General features: G+C 68.9%; 15 protein-coding genes and 1 tRNA gene. 14 read left to right on the top strand and 2 right to left on the bottom strand.

Annotation, left to right across the window (positions count from 1 at the left end; genetic code table 11):
• Positions 1 to 134 precede the first annotated feature (134 nt).
• The 4 genes from EV659_RS08360 to EV659_RS08345 are packed head-to-tail and all read left to right on the top strand — an operon-like array spanning position 135 to position 4,147.
• Positions 135 to 1,100, top strand: a complete 966-nt coding sequence (locus tag EV659_RS08360) for an efflux RND transporter periplasmic adaptor subunit (RefSeq protein ID WP_200287517.1) — start codon at positions 135 to 137, stop codon at positions 1,098 to 1,100.
• Positions 1,100 to 1,795 (top strand): ABC transporter ATP-binding protein, encoded by a 696-nt coding sequence (locus tag EV659_RS08355; protein WP_132708417.1) that lies wholly within the window; start codon positions 1,100 to 1,102, stop codon positions 1,793 to 1,795. The genes EV659_RS08360 and EV659_RS08355 overlap by 1 nt, the downstream gene beginning before the upstream one ends.
• Positions 1,792 to 2,952 carry an ABC transporter permease gene (locus EV659_RS08350; protein WP_132708416.1) on the top strand — a complete coding sequence of 387 codons (1,161 nt, stop codon included), beginning with the start codon at positions 1,792 to 1,794 and terminating at the stop codon, positions 2,950 to 2,952. The genes EV659_RS08355 and EV659_RS08350 overlap by 4 nt, the downstream gene beginning before the upstream one ends.
• Before the next feature lie 4 nt (positions 2,953 to 2,956).
• Positions 2,957 to 4,147, top strand: coding sequence for an ABC transporter permease (locus tag EV659_RS08345; RefSeq protein ID WP_200287515.1), 1,191 nt, complete (start codon positions 2,957 to 2,959; stop codon positions 4,145 to 4,147).
• Between the two features lie 276 nt (positions 4,148 to 4,423).
• Here EV659_RS08345 and EV659_RS08340 read toward each other — a convergent pair.
• Positions 4,424 to 4,499, bottom strand: a tRNA-Ala gene (locus EV659_RS08340).
• 132 nt (positions 4,500 to 4,631) lie between these two features.
• On the bottom strand, positions 4,632 to 4,976 hold the full coding sequence (locus EV659_RS08335) for a TIGR02300 family protein (protein WP_132708415.1): 345 nt from the start codon (positions 4,974 to 4,976) through the stop codon (positions 4,632 to 4,634).
• 247 nt (positions 4,977 to 5,223) lie between these two features.
• Here EV659_RS08335 and aroA point away from each other — a divergent pair, with 247 nt between their 5' ends.
• From aroA to accD, 10 genes are all read left to right on the top strand, one after another.
• Positions 5,224 to 6,567 carry a 3-phosphoshikimate 1-carboxyvinyltransferase gene (aroA, locus tag EV659_RS08330; protein ID WP_200287513.1) on the top strand — a complete coding sequence of 448 codons (1,344 nt, stop codon included), beginning with the start codon at positions 5,224 to 5,226 and terminating at the stop codon, positions 6,565 to 6,567.
• 103 nt (positions 6,568 to 6,670) lie between these two features.
• On the top strand, positions 6,671 to 7,312 hold the full coding sequence (gene cmk / locus EV659_RS08325) for a (d)CMP kinase (RefSeq protein WP_132708413.1): 642 nt from the start codon (positions 6,671 to 6,673) through the stop codon (positions 7,310 to 7,312).
• A gap of 193 nt (positions 7,313 to 7,505) precedes the next feature.
• Positions 7,506 to 9,224, top strand: coding sequence for a 30S ribosomal protein S1 (gene rpsA / locus EV659_RS08320; protein ID WP_132708412.1), 1,719 nt, complete (start codon positions 7,506 to 7,508; stop codon positions 9,222 to 9,224).
• A 243-nt stretch (positions 9,225 to 9,467) separates the two neighbouring features.
• The gene (locus tag EV659_RS08315; protein ID WP_132708411.1) at positions 9,468 to 9,761 is read left to right on the top strand and encodes an integration host factor subunit beta; all 294 of its coding nucleotides are present in this window, start codon (positions 9,468 to 9,470) and stop codon (positions 9,759 to 9,761) included.
• A gap of 41 nt (positions 9,762 to 9,802) precedes the next feature.
• Entirely contained in the window at positions 9,803 to 10,579 is a 777-nt protein-coding gene (locus EV659_RS08310; RefSeq protein WP_132708410.1) for a LapA family protein, read from the top strand.
• Positions 10,576 to 11,373: an orotidine-5'-phosphate decarboxylase gene (gene pyrF / locus EV659_RS08305; protein ID WP_165878795.1), complete on the top strand. Its 798-nt coding sequence runs from the start codon at positions 10,576 to 10,578 to the stop codon at positions 11,371 to 11,373. The genes EV659_RS08310 and pyrF overlap by 4 nt, the downstream gene beginning before the upstream one ends.
• Positions 11,370 to 12,026, top strand: a complete 657-nt coding sequence (locus EV659_RS08300; RefSeq protein ID WP_132708409.1) for a phosphoribosylanthranilate isomerase — start codon at positions 11,370 to 11,372, stop codon at positions 12,024 to 12,026. Before pyrF ends, EV659_RS08300 begins: the two co-directional genes overlap by 4 nt.
• Positions 12,023 to 13,255: a tryptophan synthase subunit beta gene (trpB, locus tag EV659_RS08295; protein ID WP_132708408.1), complete on the top strand. Its 1,233-nt coding sequence runs from the start codon at positions 12,023 to 12,025 to the stop codon at positions 13,253 to 13,255. The genes EV659_RS08300 and trpB overlap by 4 nt, the downstream gene beginning before the upstream one ends.
• Positions 13,252 to 14,073, top strand: a complete 822-nt coding sequence (gene trpA / locus EV659_RS08290) for a tryptophan synthase subunit alpha (RefSeq protein WP_132708407.1) — start codon at positions 13,252 to 13,254, stop codon at positions 14,071 to 14,073. Before trpB ends, trpA begins: the two co-directional genes overlap by 4 nt.
• Positions 14,070 to 15,245: an acetyl-CoA carboxylase, carboxyltransferase subunit beta gene (gene accD, locus EV659_RS08285; protein ID WP_132708406.1), complete on the top strand. Its 1,176-nt coding sequence runs from the start codon at positions 14,070 to 14,072 to the stop codon at positions 15,243 to 15,245. Before trpA ends, accD begins: the two co-directional genes overlap by 4 nt.
• The last annotated feature ends 4 nt before the right edge of the window (positions 15,246 to 15,249 follow it).

Below are 15,249 nucleotides of genomic sequence, written 5' to 3'. Positions count from 1 at the left end.
CGCGGAGGCGCTGGCCGTTGAGGTAGAGGGGTATGACCGACAACCGCGCGGCCTTGTTACACTCACTGCGTGTGGACCGCACGGAGCGGCCCGATGTCGGGCCTCGGCCGCGCCGACCGGTGGTGACCGGGCTTATGCTCCTGCTGGCCTTTGTCGCCGGTGGGGCGGCGGTTTTGCTGTTCCGGCCGGCGCCCGATCCATCGGCCGTGGCGACGCCGGGTCCGCCGGCGTCGACCACGCCGTCGACCACGTCATCGCCAGTGCGCCCGGAACCGGCGGCCTCGGCGCCCGCCCCCGCCGCTGTGCAGACCGCGCCCAGCAGCTTGATTGCGTCGGGCTATGTGGTTGCCCGGCGGCGGGCCACCGTGTCGCCCCAGGTCAGCGGCCAGTTGCTCGCCCTGTTCGTCGAGGAAGGCGCCGAGGTGGCCAAAGGCCAGCGGCTTGCCCAGTTGGACGCCGAGTTGGCGGAACACGATCTGGCGCTCAACCGGGCCCGGCTGAAGGCGGCCGAGGCGGCGGTGCAGCGGATCCGGGCCGATCTGGCCGAGGCCGACCTCACCCTGTCGCGCACCCGCGATCTGCAGACCAACGACTTTTCATCCCGCGCGGCTCTGGATCAGGCAACAGCCCGGGTGGGCAGTCTGCGCGCCCAGCTTGCCGGGGCCGAGGCGGAAGTGGCGGCGGCGCAGGCGACCGCCGAACGTCAACAGGCGTTCGTCGAGCGGTTCACCGTGCGCGCGCCCTTCGACGGCGTGGTGATCGACAAGAACGCCCAGCCCGGCGAGTTCGTGGCCCCGGCCTCGGCCGGCGGCGAGTTCACCCGAACCGGCGTCTATACCCTGGTGGATATGGCCAGCCTGGAAATCGAAGTGGACGTGAACGAAGGCCAGATCGGGCGCGTGGGGGCCGGCCAGCGCACCGAGATCGTGCTCGACGCCTATCGGGACTGGACCATTCCGGGCCATGTGCTGGCGATCATTCCAACCGCAGATCGCGACCGGGCGACCATCCAGGTGCGCGTGGGCTTCGACAATCGCGATGGCCGGGTGTTGCCGGAGATGGCCGCCAAGGTGGCCTTTATCGATCGAGAGGACTCCTGATGACTGATCCGATCATGCGCCTGGAGGGCGTTTGCAAGGGCTACCGGCGGGGCGGCGAGGAAATCCAGATCTTCGACCGCCTGACCATCGATATCGAGACCGGCGCCTTCATCTCGATCATGGGGCCGTCGGGCTCGGGCAAGACCACGTTGTTGAACCTGTTGGGCGGGTTGGACAAACCCGATGACGGTCGGATCGTTTTCGACGGTCAGGAGATCCAGGGGTGGGGCGAAAGCCGCCTGGCCAAGTGGCGGGCCGCCAATGTGGGCTTTATCTTCCAGTTCTATAATCTGATGCCCAGCATGTCGGCGGCGCGCAACGTGGAACTGCCGCTGCTGTTGACCAACTATTCGGCCAAGGAGCGCCGGCGTCGGGTCGCCACCGCGTTGGAGGTGGTCGGCTTGAGCGATCGCGCGCGCCACCGCCCGCGCGAGTTGTCGGGCGGACAACAACAGCGTGTCGGCATTGCCCGCGCGATCGTGGCCGACCCGCGACTGTTGCTCGCCGACGAACCCACCGGCGATCTTGACCGGCAAAGCGCCGACGAAATCCTGTCGATCCTGTCATTGTTGAACCGGGATCTGAACAAGACCGTCGTCATGGTGACGCACGATCCGCAGGCGGCCAGCCGGGCCCGTCAGGAACTGCATCTGGACAAGGGCCGGTTTACCGATGCCCAGGTGGCGGCTCAATGACCGATGTTCGGCTGATCCTGCACAATCTGTTCCGCAAGCTGGTGCGCACGCTGTTGTTGATCACCGCGACGATGATTGCGTTTCTGATCTATGGGACGCTGGCGGGTTTCGATGAGTCGATCGAGCAAGTCTACAGCAAGATCCCCGCCGACCGCCTGATCACCGTGAACACCATCAACTTCACCCAGCCGCTGCCCTATGCCTATGTGAACCGGGTTCGCGCGATCGAGGGGGTGGAGCGGGCCAGCCACGCCAACTGGTTCGGCGGCTATTACCGGGAAGAGCGCAATCAGGTCGCCACCTTTGCGGTGGACCCCGAGACCTATATGGACGTCGCGCCAGAGATCCGGGTCGACCCGCAGGTGCGCGACCGCTTTGTGGGCACCCGCGGCGCGATGATCGCGCCGCGCCGGTTGGCGGAACAGTATGGCTGGCAGGTCGGCGATCAGGTGTCGTTGTTCTCCAACATCTTCCCGCGCGAGAACGGCTCCTATGCTTGGCCGTTCGAGTTTGCCGGTGTGTACGATATCCGCGCAGAGTATGGTGAGGGCGGTGGCGCGGTCCTGATCCACTACGACTATTTCAACGAGGCGCGCCGGTTCGGCCGCGACGATGTGGGCTGGATCACCATCGATGCGGTGTCGCCCGAGGCGGCCGATCGGATTGCCGAGGAAGTGGACGCCCTGTTCGCCAACTCCCGGGCGCAGACCGAAACCAGTTCGGCGGCCGCCTTTCAGCGTGGCTTTCTGGAACAGTCGATCAGTATCGCGTCGGTGGTCACGCTGGTCAGCACGGCGGGGTTTGCCACCATCCTGCTGATCGTCGGCAATGCGATGGTCGTGGCGATCCGCGAACGAACCCGCGAAGTCGCCGTGCTGAAGACGCTGGGGTTCGGCGGCGTGCGCATCTTCCGCCTGATCCTGGGCGAATCCTTGGCGTTGGTCTTGATCGGCGGCGCCTTGGGGCTGGGGCTGACCGCATTGATCTTTTCGATGCTCTCGCAAGTTCCGGGTAACCCCTTGCCGCCCTTGAAACTGTACCCGATCACCATTGCCACGGCGGTGGGTTATATGGTGCTGCTGGGCATCGTGACCGGGCTGATCCCGGCGGTCGGCGCGTGGCGATTGAAGATCGTCACCGCCCTGGGGCGGGAGTGAGGCGATGGGATCGCTGTTTCGACAGATCCGCGCGGCCATCGCGCTGAACATTCTCAGCATCCCGCAACGGTTATGGCTGTCGGTGGCGACCGTCGGTTCGATCGCTCTGGCGGTCGGGGTGCTGATGGCGTTTCTGAGCCTGGCCGAGGGCTTTCGCAACATGCTCCAGGGGACCGGCTCCGACACGGTGGCTATACTGTTGCGCGACGGTGCCACGGTGGAGATCAACAGCGGTATCTCACGCGATCAGGTGCGCCTGGTCGAGGCGGCGCCGGGGCTTGCCGTCGATGCCGCCGGCGACCCGCTGCTATCGGGCGAGGTCTATGTGACGGTCGATGCCAAGAAGCGCAACAGCGGCGCCTCGGCGAACCTGTCGCTGCGCGGCGTGACGCCCGCTGCCTTGCAGGTGCGCGACGGGGTGCGCGTCGTCGACGGTCGGATGGTCGCGCCGGGCAGTAACGAATTGATCGTCGGCCGGCGGGTCAGCGATCAATTCGTCGGCTTCGACCTCGGTCGCGAATTGGTGCTGGGCAATAGCGTCTGGCGGGTTGTGGGCATCTTTGCCGCGGAAGGTGTTTTCGAATCCGAAGTCTGGGCCGACCTGGATACCGTGCGCAACCTGTTCAACCGCGGGTCGGGAGTGCAGTCGGTGCGCGCGCGTTTCACCGGTGCGGACGGTCTGGCGGCGTTACAGGCTTATGTCGAGGCGGAACCGCGTCTGAACCTGGATGTCCAGACCGAGGCCGAGTTCTATGCCGACCAGAGCTCGGGGACGGTGACCCTGATCTCGTATTTCGGCTGGCCGCTGGCGATCTGTCTGGCGATCGGCGCGCTGGCCGGGGCGATCAACGCCATGAATTCGTCGGTGGAATCGCGCGCGCGGGAGACCGCAACCCTGCGGGCGATCGGCTTTCGCGGCGTGCCGGCGTTCTTCGGCGTTATGGTCGAGGCGTTGTTTCTGGCCTTCCTCGGGGGGCTGCTGGCCACACTATGCGGGTATCTGGTCTTCAATGTCGCAGGCTGGAGCGTCTCCACCCTTGGCGAAGGGTTCACCCAGGTGGTGTTCGACTTCACCTTGACGCCGGCGGTGGCGCTGACGGGGCTTGTCGCGGCGCTGGTGATCGGCCTGTTGGGCGGTCTGGCCCCGGCGGTGCGCGCGGCCCGGTTGCCGATCCTGCAACTGGGCGCTCGCTGACGGTCGGCAATGTCAGGCGGTATCGATGCCGATCTGGGCGACAGCGCGGCGCCCCACATGCCGACGACGCCAGAGGGCGGCGCCATCATTCGTGGCCGGCGTTTGAAAGCGACGGTGGTGCGCGTGAAAAGGATCGTCTCCGAGCGCAGAAACAGCGGCTAGTCGGCCGAACAGGGGTGCCGGACGGCCAGTTCGCCCCGCCGGCGGTGCCGCGCTAAAGCCTGAACGGGGAGCCCCAAGGAACCCCTGAAATCCGAGAAAAACATTTCAGAGAAATGGTGGAGCCGAGGGGAATCGAACCCCTGACCTCTACAATGCCATTGTAGCGCTCTCCCGACTGAGCTACGGCCCCAAAACTGACGGGATCGACTTGGAAGTAGAGCCCCCGCGTCGTTCGGTGCACGCCGTGTAGTCCAACTGCGGGCACCGGGTCAAGCCTGCGGACGAAACTTTTTTCGCCCGATCCGACGAGCGGCTTTGACGCCTAACTGTCGCTGTCGTCGCTGGTCGGCGATTCGATCACACCAGAGACGTCGTCGTCGGTGTCGTCCAAGCTCACATCGCCCAGCACGTCATCGTCGCTGCTGCTGTCGTCGTCCAGATCCAGATCGCCGTCGTCGCTCTCGGTCTCGGCCTCGTCGGTCTTGGTTTCGGCCACCTCCGGCGTGCCGGCGACGGGCAGAATCGGTTGTTTCGACTTCAGAATCGGCTCCGGCAGCCATTCGTGCTGGCACGAGATGCACACCACCGGATTGGCGTTCTGAAGGTCGTAGAAGCGGGTGCTGCACTTCGGGCAGGTCCGCTTGGTGCCCCACTCGGGTTTGATCACACCCAATCTCCCTGTTGAAAGCCATCGGGCGCGGGCGGGATATGGCTCTCCGGCCGGCGCCAAAGCGGCGCTTGCTTGCCATGATCGGCGGGGCCTGTCAAAGACTGGTTGGCGACCCGTCGGCGGGTCGGTCGGCGCCGCCCGGTCCGGGGGCCGCCGCCGGTTCACGCAGCCGGCCTCGCAGCCGTTCTGGCCGCCCATGCCAACCGCCCCGTTTCCACGAGCCTTAGCGCAGGTCCGAGCCCCCATGTCCCACCTGATTGCCCGGCCGGTCGACGGCCTGTCCGGCCGCACCCATGTGCCCGGCGACAAATCCATCTCGCACCGCGCGCTGATCCTGTCGGCGCTGACGGTCGGCCGCTCCACCGTCGAGGGCCTGCTCGCGGCCGAAGACGTGCTCGCCACCGCCGCCGCCTTGCGCGCGCTCGGCGCCCGCATCGAGGGCCCGGACGCGCACGGCCGCTGGCAGATCGACGGCGTCGGCGTCGGCGGGCTGACCAGCCCCGCCGGCGCGCTCGACATGGGCAATAGCGGCACCGGGGCGCGGTTGTTCCTCGGCCTGCTCGCCACCCACGCGGTACGCGCGACCTTGATCGGCGATGCGTCCCTGAGCCGCCGGCCCATGGGCCGGGTGCTCGACCCGCTGGCGCCCACCGGTGCCCGCTTCGAGGCTGGCGAGGGCGGCCGGCTGCCGGTGACCGTGGTCGGCAGCGCCGATCCGCTGCCGCTCGAAACCCGGCTCAGCGTGCCCTCGGCGCAGGTCAAGTCGGCGCTCCTGCTCGCCGCTCTCAATACCCCCGGGCGAAGCCGGGTGATCGAACCGGTGCCGACCCGCGACCATAGCGAACGCATGTTGGCCGCCGCCGGCGCCGAGATCAGCGTGACCGCCGACCCTGCGACCGGCGAGCGGGTCATCGACCTGATCGGCCAGCCGGAGCTGACGCCGGTGGATTGGGCGGTGCCGGGCGATATCTCGTCGGCGGCGTTTCCGTTGGTCGCCGGGCTGTTGGGGGCGCCGGGCGGCGCGCCGGTGACGGTCAACGGCGTCGGCGTCAACCCGCTGCGCACCGGCCTGCTCGACGCGCTCGACGCCATGGGCGCGCGGATCGAGCGGGTCGACCCGCGCAGCCGGGGCGGCGAACCGATCGCCGACCTGGTGGCCTATCCCGGCCGGCTCGACGCCATCGAGATGGACCCGGCCCTGGCGCCGCGGCTGATCGACGAATGCCCGATTCTGTTCGTCGCGGCAGCGTGCGCGCACGGCACCAGCCGCTTCACCGGCTTGGGCGAACTGCGGGTCAAGGAGAGCGACCGTTTGGGTGCCATGGCCGACGCCTTGGCGGCCAACGGGGTCGGCGTTGAGGTGCTCGACGACGGCCTGGTGGTCGAGGGCGCGGGCGGCCGGCCGCCGGGCGGCGCCACGGTGGCGACCCATCTGGACCACCGAATCGCCATGTCGGCGCTGGTGCTGGGCGGTGCGTGCGCAGCCCCGGTGGTGATCGACGACGCCGCCGCCATCGCCACCAGTTTCCCCGGCTTCGTCGAGGTGATGACCGGGCTCGGCGCGCATTTCGACGCGGGCCGCCGGTGACCATGGCGGGGCAGGGCGCCTTCGCGTCGTGGGCGACGCGAGGCCCGGGCGGCACGGCATCGAGACGCTTGATCGGGATCGCAGCGGCGGCTAAGAGGCTGGCATGATTGTCGCTATTGACGGGCCGGCGGCGTCGGGCAAGGGCACCCTCGCCCGGCGGTTGGCCGCCCATTTCAACTTCGCCTATCTGGACACGGGGCTGCTCTACCGCGCCGTGGGTCAGGCCGTGCTCGACGCCGGGGGCGATCCGGCGAACGCCGACGACGCCGAAGCCGCCGCGCGCGCCATGAACCCCGAGGCGCTCGACGACGACCGGCTGCGCTCGGACGCCGCCGGCAACGCCGCGAGTCAGGTCGCCGCCATCGAAGGCGTGCGCGACGCGCTGCTCGACTTTCAGCGTGTGTTCGCCCGCCTGCACCCGCACGAGCGCGACGGCGCGGTGCTCGACGGCCGCGATATCGGCACCGTGGTGTGCCCCGACGCCCATGTGAAGTTGTTCGTCACCGCCGATGTGGAAGAGCGCGCCCGGCGCCGGGCGGCGGAGTTCGCCGCGCGCGGCGCTGCGGTCGAGTTCGACCAGGTGCTCACCGACCTCAAGGTGCGCGACGCGCGCGACGCGGCGCGTGCACAGGCGCCGCTCAAGCCCGCCGCCGACGCGCACTTGCTGGATACGACCGATTTGGATATAGAGGCGGCGTTCGAACAGGCGCGCGACATTGTCGACGCGGCCTGGTCGCCCGACTGATTTGGGCCAGGGCACGCTGCCTGCTGCCGCCCGTCAATGTGACGGTGCCGCAGGACGCTATCCTTTGGGCTTCCGGGTTGATGGGGAAAGGGGTCGATGGTCGGCCCCTGAAGCATATGGCTAGCCCCCGGAAGAAGACCGCCGGAGACAACCGGCCGGCCCGCATAGGCTAAGCACGAAAAGGAACGACTGCATGAGCACTGCAACCGCAGCGCCGAGCCGCGACGATTTTGCGGCTTTGTTGGAAGAAAGCCTCGGCGAAACCGACGGCTTCGAAGGCCGCGTGGTCAAGGGCACCGTGACCGCGATCGAAAACGACCTGGCGGTGATCGACATCGGTTTGAAGGCCGAAGGCCGCGTGCCGCTGAAGGAATTCGGCGCGCCGGGTCAGGACAGCGAACTCCAGCCGGGTGACATCGTCGAGGTGTTCGTCGACCGGGTCGAGAACGCGCTCGGCGAGGCGATCCTGAGCCGCGACAAGGCGCGCCGCGAGGAAGCCTGGGAGAAGCTCGAAAAGGCGTTCGAAAAGGACGAGCGCGTCGAGGGCATCATCTTCGGCCGGGTCAAGGGCGGCTTCACCGTCGACCTGTCGGGTGCGGTGGCGTTCCTGCCGGGCAGCCAGGTGGACATCCGCCCGGTGCGCGATATCACGCCGTTGATGAACATTCCCCAGCCGTTCCAGATCCTCAAGATGGACCGTCGCCGCGGCAACATCGTCGTGTCGCGCCGCGCGGTGCTGGAAGAGACCCGCGCCGAACAGCGCACCGAACTGCTCGCCAAGCTCACCGAGGGCGACGTGGTCGAAGGCGTGGTCAAGAACATCACCGATTATGGGGCGTTCGTGGACCTGGGCGGCATCGACGGCCTGCTGCACGTCACCGACATCGCCTGGAAGCGCGTCAACCACCCGAGCGACGTGCTGTCCATCGGCCAGACGGTCAAGATCCAGATCATCCGGATCAACAAGGAAAACCAACGCATCAGCCTGGGCATGAAGCAGCTTGAGGCCGATCCGTGGGAAGGCATCGCCGCCAAGTATCCGAGCGGGGTCAAGTTCAAGGGCACGGTCACCAACATCACCGACTATGGCGCCTTTGTGGAGCTGGAGCCGGGCGTCGAGGGCCTGGTGCACGTCTCCGAGATGAGCTGGGTGAAGAAGAACGTCCATCCGGGCAAGATCGTCTCGACCAGCCAAGAGGTCGAGGTGATGGTGCTGGAAGTGGACCCCGACAAGCGCCGCATCTCGCTGGGTCTCAAGCAATGCCTGGAAAACCCGTGGGAATCGTTCGCCGAGAACTTCACGCCGGGCACCCAGGTGGAAGGCGAGATCAAGAACATCACCGAATTCGGTCTGTTCATCGGCCTGCCGGGCGACGTGGACGGCATGGTCCACCTGTCCGACCTGGACTGGAACCGTTCGGGCGAAGAGGCGATCGACGAGTACAAGAAGGGCGATGTGGTCAAGGCCGTGGTGCTCGACGTGGACGTCAACAAAGAGCGCATCAGCCTGGGCATCAAGCAGCTTGAGGGCGACCCGTTCGCCAGCGTCGCCGGCCTGAAGAAGAACGCCCGCGTCACCTGCACGGTCAAGGAAGTGAACGACGGCGGCATCGAGGTGGAAGTGGGCGACGAAGGCTACACCGCCTTCATCCGCCGCTCGGACCTGTCGCGCGACCGCGCCGAACAGCGCCCCGACCGGTTCTCGGTGGGCGACAAGGTGGACGCCATGATCACCTCCATCGACCGCTCCAGCCGCAAGGTGGGCCTGTCCATCAAGGCGCTGGAAGTGGCCGAAGAGAAGGAAGCGGTACAGCAGTACGGCTCCACCGACTCGGGCGCGTCGCTCGGCGACATCCTCGGCGCCGCGCTGCAACGCGCCCAGGACACGGCCGACGACGACAAGGCCAACTAAGACAGGTCGGCTTGGCCCGGCGGTCGATGCTGCCGGCCGCCCGCCAACCCGCCGCAGACGGCGCCAGGGCTTGCCTTGGCGCCGTTTTTTGTTCGCCCAGCCCCGTCTCGGCCGGGGCTGGGCGGGCAAAAGGCTTTAACTCAAGGCACTTGGCCGACGCCTCCCGGGGCCGATACGCTTGACGTTGGCGCACATGCTTGGCACAGTAATTTGTCAAATAACACCCGACCGGTCGCCCGCCCCATGATCAAATCCGAACTGATCGACAAACTGAGCCGCGATAACCCGCATCTGTTGCGTCGCGATGTGGAGATGATCGTGGCGACCATCTTCGACGAAATCGTCGACACGCTGAAGCGTGGCGGGCGCGTGGAACTGCGCGGTTTCGGGGCTTTTTCGATCAAGCATCGACCGGCGCGGCAGGGCCGCAACCCGCGCTCGGGCGAGACCGTCGCGGTGGACGAAAAGTTCGTGCCGCACTTCAAGGTGGGCAAGGCGCTCAGGGAACGCTTGAACGCGGACGGATCGCAGACGTAATCTCGGGTCGGTTCTGATTCTCTAGCCCGCGCGGACCCCCGATGTTTCGTTTGCTTCGCAACATAGCCGCGATCGTCATCGCGCTGGCCCTGGTGCTGTTCTCCATCCGCAGCACCGACCGGGCCGAGATTGGTCTCTTCCCACTCGATTGGACGGTGTCGCTACCGGCCTATCTGTTGTTGTTCGCTGGTCTGTTTTTCGGCCTGATCCTGGCTTGGGTGGTGCCGCTGACGTCGCAAGTGTCGCGGCGGATGCAGTTGCGCCGCGCCAATCAGAAGATCCGGGCGCTCGAAGCGCAGATCGCCGAGTTGCAACAGTTCAAGAACGAGGTCTCGGCGGAAAAGGTGCGCCAGATGACCGCCGAAGCGGAAACCGCGCCGCCGGTACCGGTCGGCCCGGCCCTGGCCCCGCCCACTGCCGAGATCGCCGGCGAGGCGCCGCCCCCATCGTCGGCGTCGGCGGGCTCCCCGCCGGCATCGGACGCAACGGCACCGCCGACCGCCAGCGGCAATGCGTGGCCCGGCGGCGTGCGACCCGGCGACCGTACCGCACGGTCCGGTCGGGCGAAGCCGGCGTCCCGGACCGGCGCGTCCCAGGCTGGCGCACAAAAAAATGCGGGCTCCGAGGCCGCGGTGGACGTGACGGTCGAACCGGCGGAAATCGCCGATGTGACCGAAGCCGCGCCGGCGTCGGTCGAGGCGACCGGGACCGCCCGGTCCGGTTCGGACGCCAAGGACGCCAAGGGTGACAAACAGGGAGCGACCGGTGCCGACCGTGCAGGCACCGGCAAGACCGCCGGCACGGGCGGCCGAACATGACCGCGATGCGGCGTGACGTTACCGGGCGGGTCGGCGGGCCTGACCGGCGGCCGCAGTTGTTCTGCGCCCTCGATACCCCCGATGGCGACCGGGCGGTGGCCCTGGCGCGGCAGGTGGCCGGCCAGGTGGACGGGCTGAAGGTGGGGCTTGAGCTGTTTTGCGCGGCCGGTCCGGCGGCGCTCGACCGGCTGTCCGCCACCGGGCTGCCGCTGTTCCTCGACCTCAAGTTGCACGACATTCCCAACACGGTGGCCGGTGCGGTCCGGTCACTGATGTCCCGGACGCCGGCGCTCATGACCCTGCACGCCCAGGGCGGCGCGGCGATGATGACCGCCGCGGTCGAGGCCGCCGGGGCCGAGGCCGCGCGGCTCGGCGTGGCGCCGCCGGTGCTGCTTGGCGTGACCGTGCTGACCAGCCTCGACCGGGACGATCTGGCCGCCGTCGGCGTCGCCGACGCGCCGGCCGACCAGGTCTTGCGCCTGGCCCGGTTGGGTCGGGCGTCGGGCTTGGGCGGCCTGGTCTGTTCGTCGCGCGAGGTGGCGGCGGTGCGTGCCGCGGTCGGGCCCGATATGACCCTGGTGGTGCCGGGCATCCGGCCGGCCGGCGCCGCCATCGGCGACCAGAAGCGGGTGATGACCCCGGCGCAAGCGGTTGCCGCCGGCGCCGACCTGTTGGTAGTCGGCCGGCCGATCACCCAGGCCGACGACCCGGCCGCCGCCGCCGCCGCTGTGGCCGACGAAATCCGAACCGCTTGGGAGGCCGGGCAGGGGGCGGCCTCCGCCGGGCGGCCATGACCGGCGGCGTGGACGTCAAGCTGTGCGGCTTGTCGACGCCGGCGCAGGTGGCCGCCGCCCTCGACGCCGGGCCGCGCTGGCTGGGCTTTGTGGTGTTTGCGCGCTCGCCGCGTCATGTGGCGCCCGATGACCTGGCGGCGCTGACGGCGCCGGCGGCCGGCCGCGCCGAGCGGGTCGCGGTGCTGGTCGACCCCGACGATGGGCTGGTCGACCGGGTTGCCGGTGCCGTCGACGTGCTGCAACTGCACGGCGGCGAGACCCCCGAGCGGGTCGCCGCCATCGCCCGGCGCAGCGGCCGGGCGGTGTGGAAGGCGTGGGCGGTGGGCGACAGGCTGGACGTTGAGGCCGTGAATGCGTATGCCGGAGCGGTCGACCGGTTCTTGTTCGACGCCAAGCCACCCAAGGATGCCGCCCTGCCCGGTGGCAACGGGGTCGCGTTCAACGCCGCCTTGTTGCGCGGCGTCGCCGTGGCCCGGCCGTGGATTCTGTCCGGCGGTCTCGACGCCGCCTCGCTCGGCCCGGCGGTCGCCCGGTCGGGCGCGCGCGCGGTCGACGTCTCGTCAGGGGTCGAGGAGGCGCCCGGGGTCAAGTCCGCGTCCCTGATGGCCGCCTTCGTGGCCGCCGCCCGCACATTGGAGCCTGCCAACGCATGACCGACGCACCCGCCAACAGCTTCACCCAGGGGCCCGACGAGCGCGGCCATTTCGCCGATTATGGCGGGCGCTATGTGGCCGAGACGCTGATGCCGCTGATCCTGGAGGTGGAACGCGCCTATGAGGCCGCCACCCGCGACCCCGCCTTCCAGGCGGAGTTCGACGATCTGCTGACCCATTATGTGGGCCGGCCGAGCCCGCTTTACTTTGCCGAGCGGCTGACCGAGCATCTGGGCGGCGCCAAGATCTACTTCAAGCGCGACGAGGTGAACTTCACCGGCGCCCACAAGATCAACAATGTGGTCGGCCAGATCCTGCTGGCCCGGCGCATGGGCAAGACCCGGATCATCGCCGAGACCGGCGCCGGTCAACACGGTGTCGCCACCGCCACGGTGGCGGCGCGCTTCGGCCTGTCGTGCACGGTGTTCATGGGCGCGGTGGACATGGCCCGCCAGCGTTCCAACGTCCACCGCATGACCCTGCTCGGCGCCGACATCCGGCCGGTGCACAGCGGCAACGCCACCCTCAAGGACGCCATGAACGAGGCGCTGCGCCACTGGGTGGCCGAGGTCGACGACACCTTCTACGTGATCGGCACGGTCGCCGGCCCGCACCCCTATCCCGCCATGGTGCGCGACTTTCAGTCGGTGATCGGGCGCGAGGTGCGCGAGCAGATCCTGGACCGCGAAGGCCGGCTGCCCGACAGCCTGGTCGCGTGCATCGGCGGCGGCTCCAACGCCATGGGGCTGTTCCACCCGTTCCTCGACGAGCCCACGGTGCGCTGCCGGGCGGTGGAGGCCGCCGGGCGCGGCGTCGACACCGGCGAACACGCCGCCAGCCTGACCCGGGGCCGGCCCGGCGTGTTGCACGGCAACAAGACCTATCTGTTGCAGGACGCCGACGGTCAGATCATCGAGCCCTATTCGATCTCGGCCGGGCTCGACTATCCTGGCGTCGGCCCCGAGCACGCCTGGCTGCGCGACCAGGGCCGGGTCGAATATGTGCACGCCACCGACCAGGCGGCCCTCGACGCCTTCCAGTTGTGCGCCCGCACCGAAGGCATTCTGCCGGCCCTTGAGCCCGCCCACGCGCTCGCCCATGTGGCCGAGTGGGCGCCGACCCTGCCGGCCGACCATCTGATGGTGATGAACCTGTGCGGACGCGGCGACAAGGACATGGATACGGTGGTCGAAGCCCTGGGCCTGACCGCTGGGGAGGCCAAACGATGAGCGCGCGTCTGACCCGCCGGTTCGAGGCCCTGGCGCGCGCAGGCCGCGCCGGGCTGGTCACCTTCGTCACCGCCGGCGACCCCGATTACGAGACCGGCCTGGAGATCGTCCGCGCCTTACCCCAAGCCGGCGCCGACGTGATCGAGCTGGGCATGCCGTTCACCGATCCGATGGCCGACGGCCCGGCGATCCAGGAAGCCGGCTGCCGGGCGCTCGACGCCGGCATGACCCTGGCCCGCGTGCTCGACCTGGCCGCCGCGTTCCGCGCCGGCGACGCCGACACGCCGGTGGTGCTGATGGGCTATATCAACCCGATCCTGGCCATGGGGCTGGAGACCTTCACCGCGCGCGCCGCTGCCGCCGGCGTCGACGGGCTGATCGTCGTGGACATGCCGCCCGAGGAGGACGCGCCCTTGCGCCGGGCGGCGTCGGCCCAGGGGCTTCACCTGATCCGGCTGGCGACCCCGACCACCGACGACGATCGGTTGGTGCGAGTGCTCGACGGCGCGTCCGGGTTCCTTTATTACGTTTCTGTTGCCGGCGTCACCGGGTCGAAGAGTGCCGCCGGCGCCGACATCGACGCGGCGGTGGCGCGGCTGCGGCGCCAGACCGACCTGCCGATCGCGGTCGGGTTCGGCATCCGCACCGCCGAGCAGGCCGGCGCGGTGGCGCGCAGCGCCGACGCCGCCGTGGTCGGCTCGGCCATCGTCAATGTGGTCAAGGCCCATCTGGGGCGGCCGGACCTGGTGGACGCCGTGTCTCGGTTTGTCGCGGACCTGAGCGCCGGGGTTCGCGCAGCAAGGAAAGAGCATTCATGAGTTGGCTGACGAGCTATGTGAAGCCGAAGCTGGAGCGGGCCTTTTCGCAGAAGGAGACGCCCGACAATCTGTGGCACAAGTGCCAGGGCTGCGGCGAACTCATCTATATGAAGGACTATCTGGCGGCGTTGCGGGTCTGCGGTAACTGCAACCATCACGGCCGGATGGGCCCGAAGGAACGCTTCGACGCCCTGTTCGACGGCAGCACTTATGAGACCCTCGAATGCCCGAAGGTGGTCGAGGACCCGCTTAAATTCCGCGACCAGAAGCGCTACACCGACCGCCTGCGCGACGCCCGGTCCAAGACCGGCGACGCCGACGCGGGCCATGTGGCGGTGGGCCGGCTTGGCGGCATCGAGACCGTGGCGTTCGTGGAAAACTTCTTCTTCATGGGCGGCTCCATGGGGCTGGCGGTGGGCGAGGCGTTCGTCGCCGCTGCCGACGCCGCCATCGCCCGGCGCGCCCCCCTGGTGGCGTTCGTCGCGGCGGGCGGCGCGCGGATGCAGGAAGGCATCCTGTCGCTGATGCAATTGCCGCGCACCACTGTGGCGGTCGAGCGCATGAAGGACGCCGGGCTGCCCTATATCGTCGTGCTCACCGACCCGACCACCGGCGGCGTCACCGCGTCCTTTGCCATGCTCGGCGACGTGCATCTGGCCGAGCCCGGGGCGCTGATCGGCTTCGCCGGCCCGCGGGTGATCAAGGAGACGATCCGCGAGACCCTGCCCGATGGCTTCCAGCGCGCCGAATATCTCAAGGACCATGGCATGGTCGACAAGGTGGTGGCGCGTGGCGAGATGCGCGCCACCCTGTCGCGGCTGATCGCGCTGATGACCCATGACGGGGCGGCCCAGGCCGATCTCGCCCGGACCCGCGCCGCCGAGGCCGAGACGGCGGCCGCCGCCGGACCGGCCGACGAGACGCCGGCGGCCGAGGACGAGCCGCGCAAGGCCCGCAAGGCCAAGGCGGAAAAGCCGCGCAAGACCGAACGCGCCGACAAGACCGAGCGCAGCGACCGGGCGGACAAGACCGATCGGGCGGACCAGGCGGGACAGGGCGACCGGCCGGCGGCGCAAAAGGCGGGGGCTGCGCGCCCGGCCGAGGCCGAACCGGGACGGTCGGACGGCGCCGGCGACCGGGACGACCCGCCGATTTCCCGCGCGGCGGAATAGGGGC

The sequence above is a fragment of the Rhodothalassium salexigens DSM 2132 genome (assembly GCF_004341375.1).
Lineage (GTDB): Bacteria > Pseudomonadota > Alphaproteobacteria > Sphingomonadales > Rhodothalassiaceae > Rhodothalassium > Rhodothalassium salexigens.
The sequence above is the reverse complement of the archived record's forward strand: the minus strand, read 5'-3'. Positions and strand labels throughout refer to the sequence as shown.

Bases quoted from the DNA above. Each gene is read 5' to 3' on its own strand.
- EV659_RS08315 (WP_132708411.1), top strand. From the start codon at position 9,468: ATGATCAAATCCGAACTGATCGACAAACTGAGCCGCGATAACCCGCAT.
- EV659_RS08300 (WP_132708409.1), top strand. From the start codon at position 11,370: ATGACCGGCGGCGTGGACGTCAAGCTGTGCGGCTTGTCGACGCCGGCG.
- aroA (WP_200287513.1), top strand. From the start codon at position 5,224: ATGTCCCACCTGATTGCCCGGCCGGTCGACGGCCTGTCCGGCCGCACC.
- cmk (WP_132708413.1), top strand. From the start codon at position 6,671: ATGATTGTCGCTATTGACGGGCCGGCGGCGTCGGGCAAGGGCACCCTC.
- pyrF (WP_165878795.1), top strand. From the start codon at position 10,576: ATGACCGCGATGCGGCGTGACGTTACCGGGCGGGTCGGCGGGCCTGAC.
- EV659_RS08350 (WP_132708416.1), top strand. From the start codon at position 1,792: ATGACCGATGTTCGGCTGATCCTGCACAATCTGTTCCGCAAGCTGGTG.
- trpA (WP_132708407.1), top strand. From the start codon at position 13,252: ATGAGCGCGCGTCTGACCCGCCGGTTCGAGGCCCTGGCGCGCGCAGGC.
- accD (WP_132708406.1), top strand. From the start codon at position 14,070: ATGAGTTGGCTGACGAGCTATGTGAAGCCGAAGCTGGAGCGGGCCTTT.
- EV659_RS08345 (WP_200287515.1), top strand. From the start codon at position 2,957: ATGGGATCGCTGTTTCGACAGATCCGCGCGGCCATCGCGCTGAACATT.
- EV659_RS08355 (WP_132708417.1), top strand. From the start codon at position 1,100: ATGACTGATCCGATCATGCGCCTGGAGGGCGTTTGCAAGGGCTACCGG.
- trpB (WP_132708408.1), top strand. From the start codon at position 12,023: ATGACCGACGCACCCGCCAACAGCTTCACCCAGGGGCCCGACGAGCGC.
- rpsA (WP_132708412.1), top strand. From the start codon at position 7,506: ATGAGCACTGCAACCGCAGCGCCGAGCCGCGACGATTTTGCGGCTTTG.
- EV659_RS08360 (WP_200287517.1), top strand. From the start codon at position 135: ATGCTCCTGCTGGCCTTTGTCGCCGGTGGGGCGGCGGTTTTGCTGTTC.
- EV659_RS08310 (WP_132708410.1), top strand. From the start codon at position 9,803: ATGTTTCGTTTGCTTCGCAACATAGCCGCGATCGTCATCGCGCTGGCC.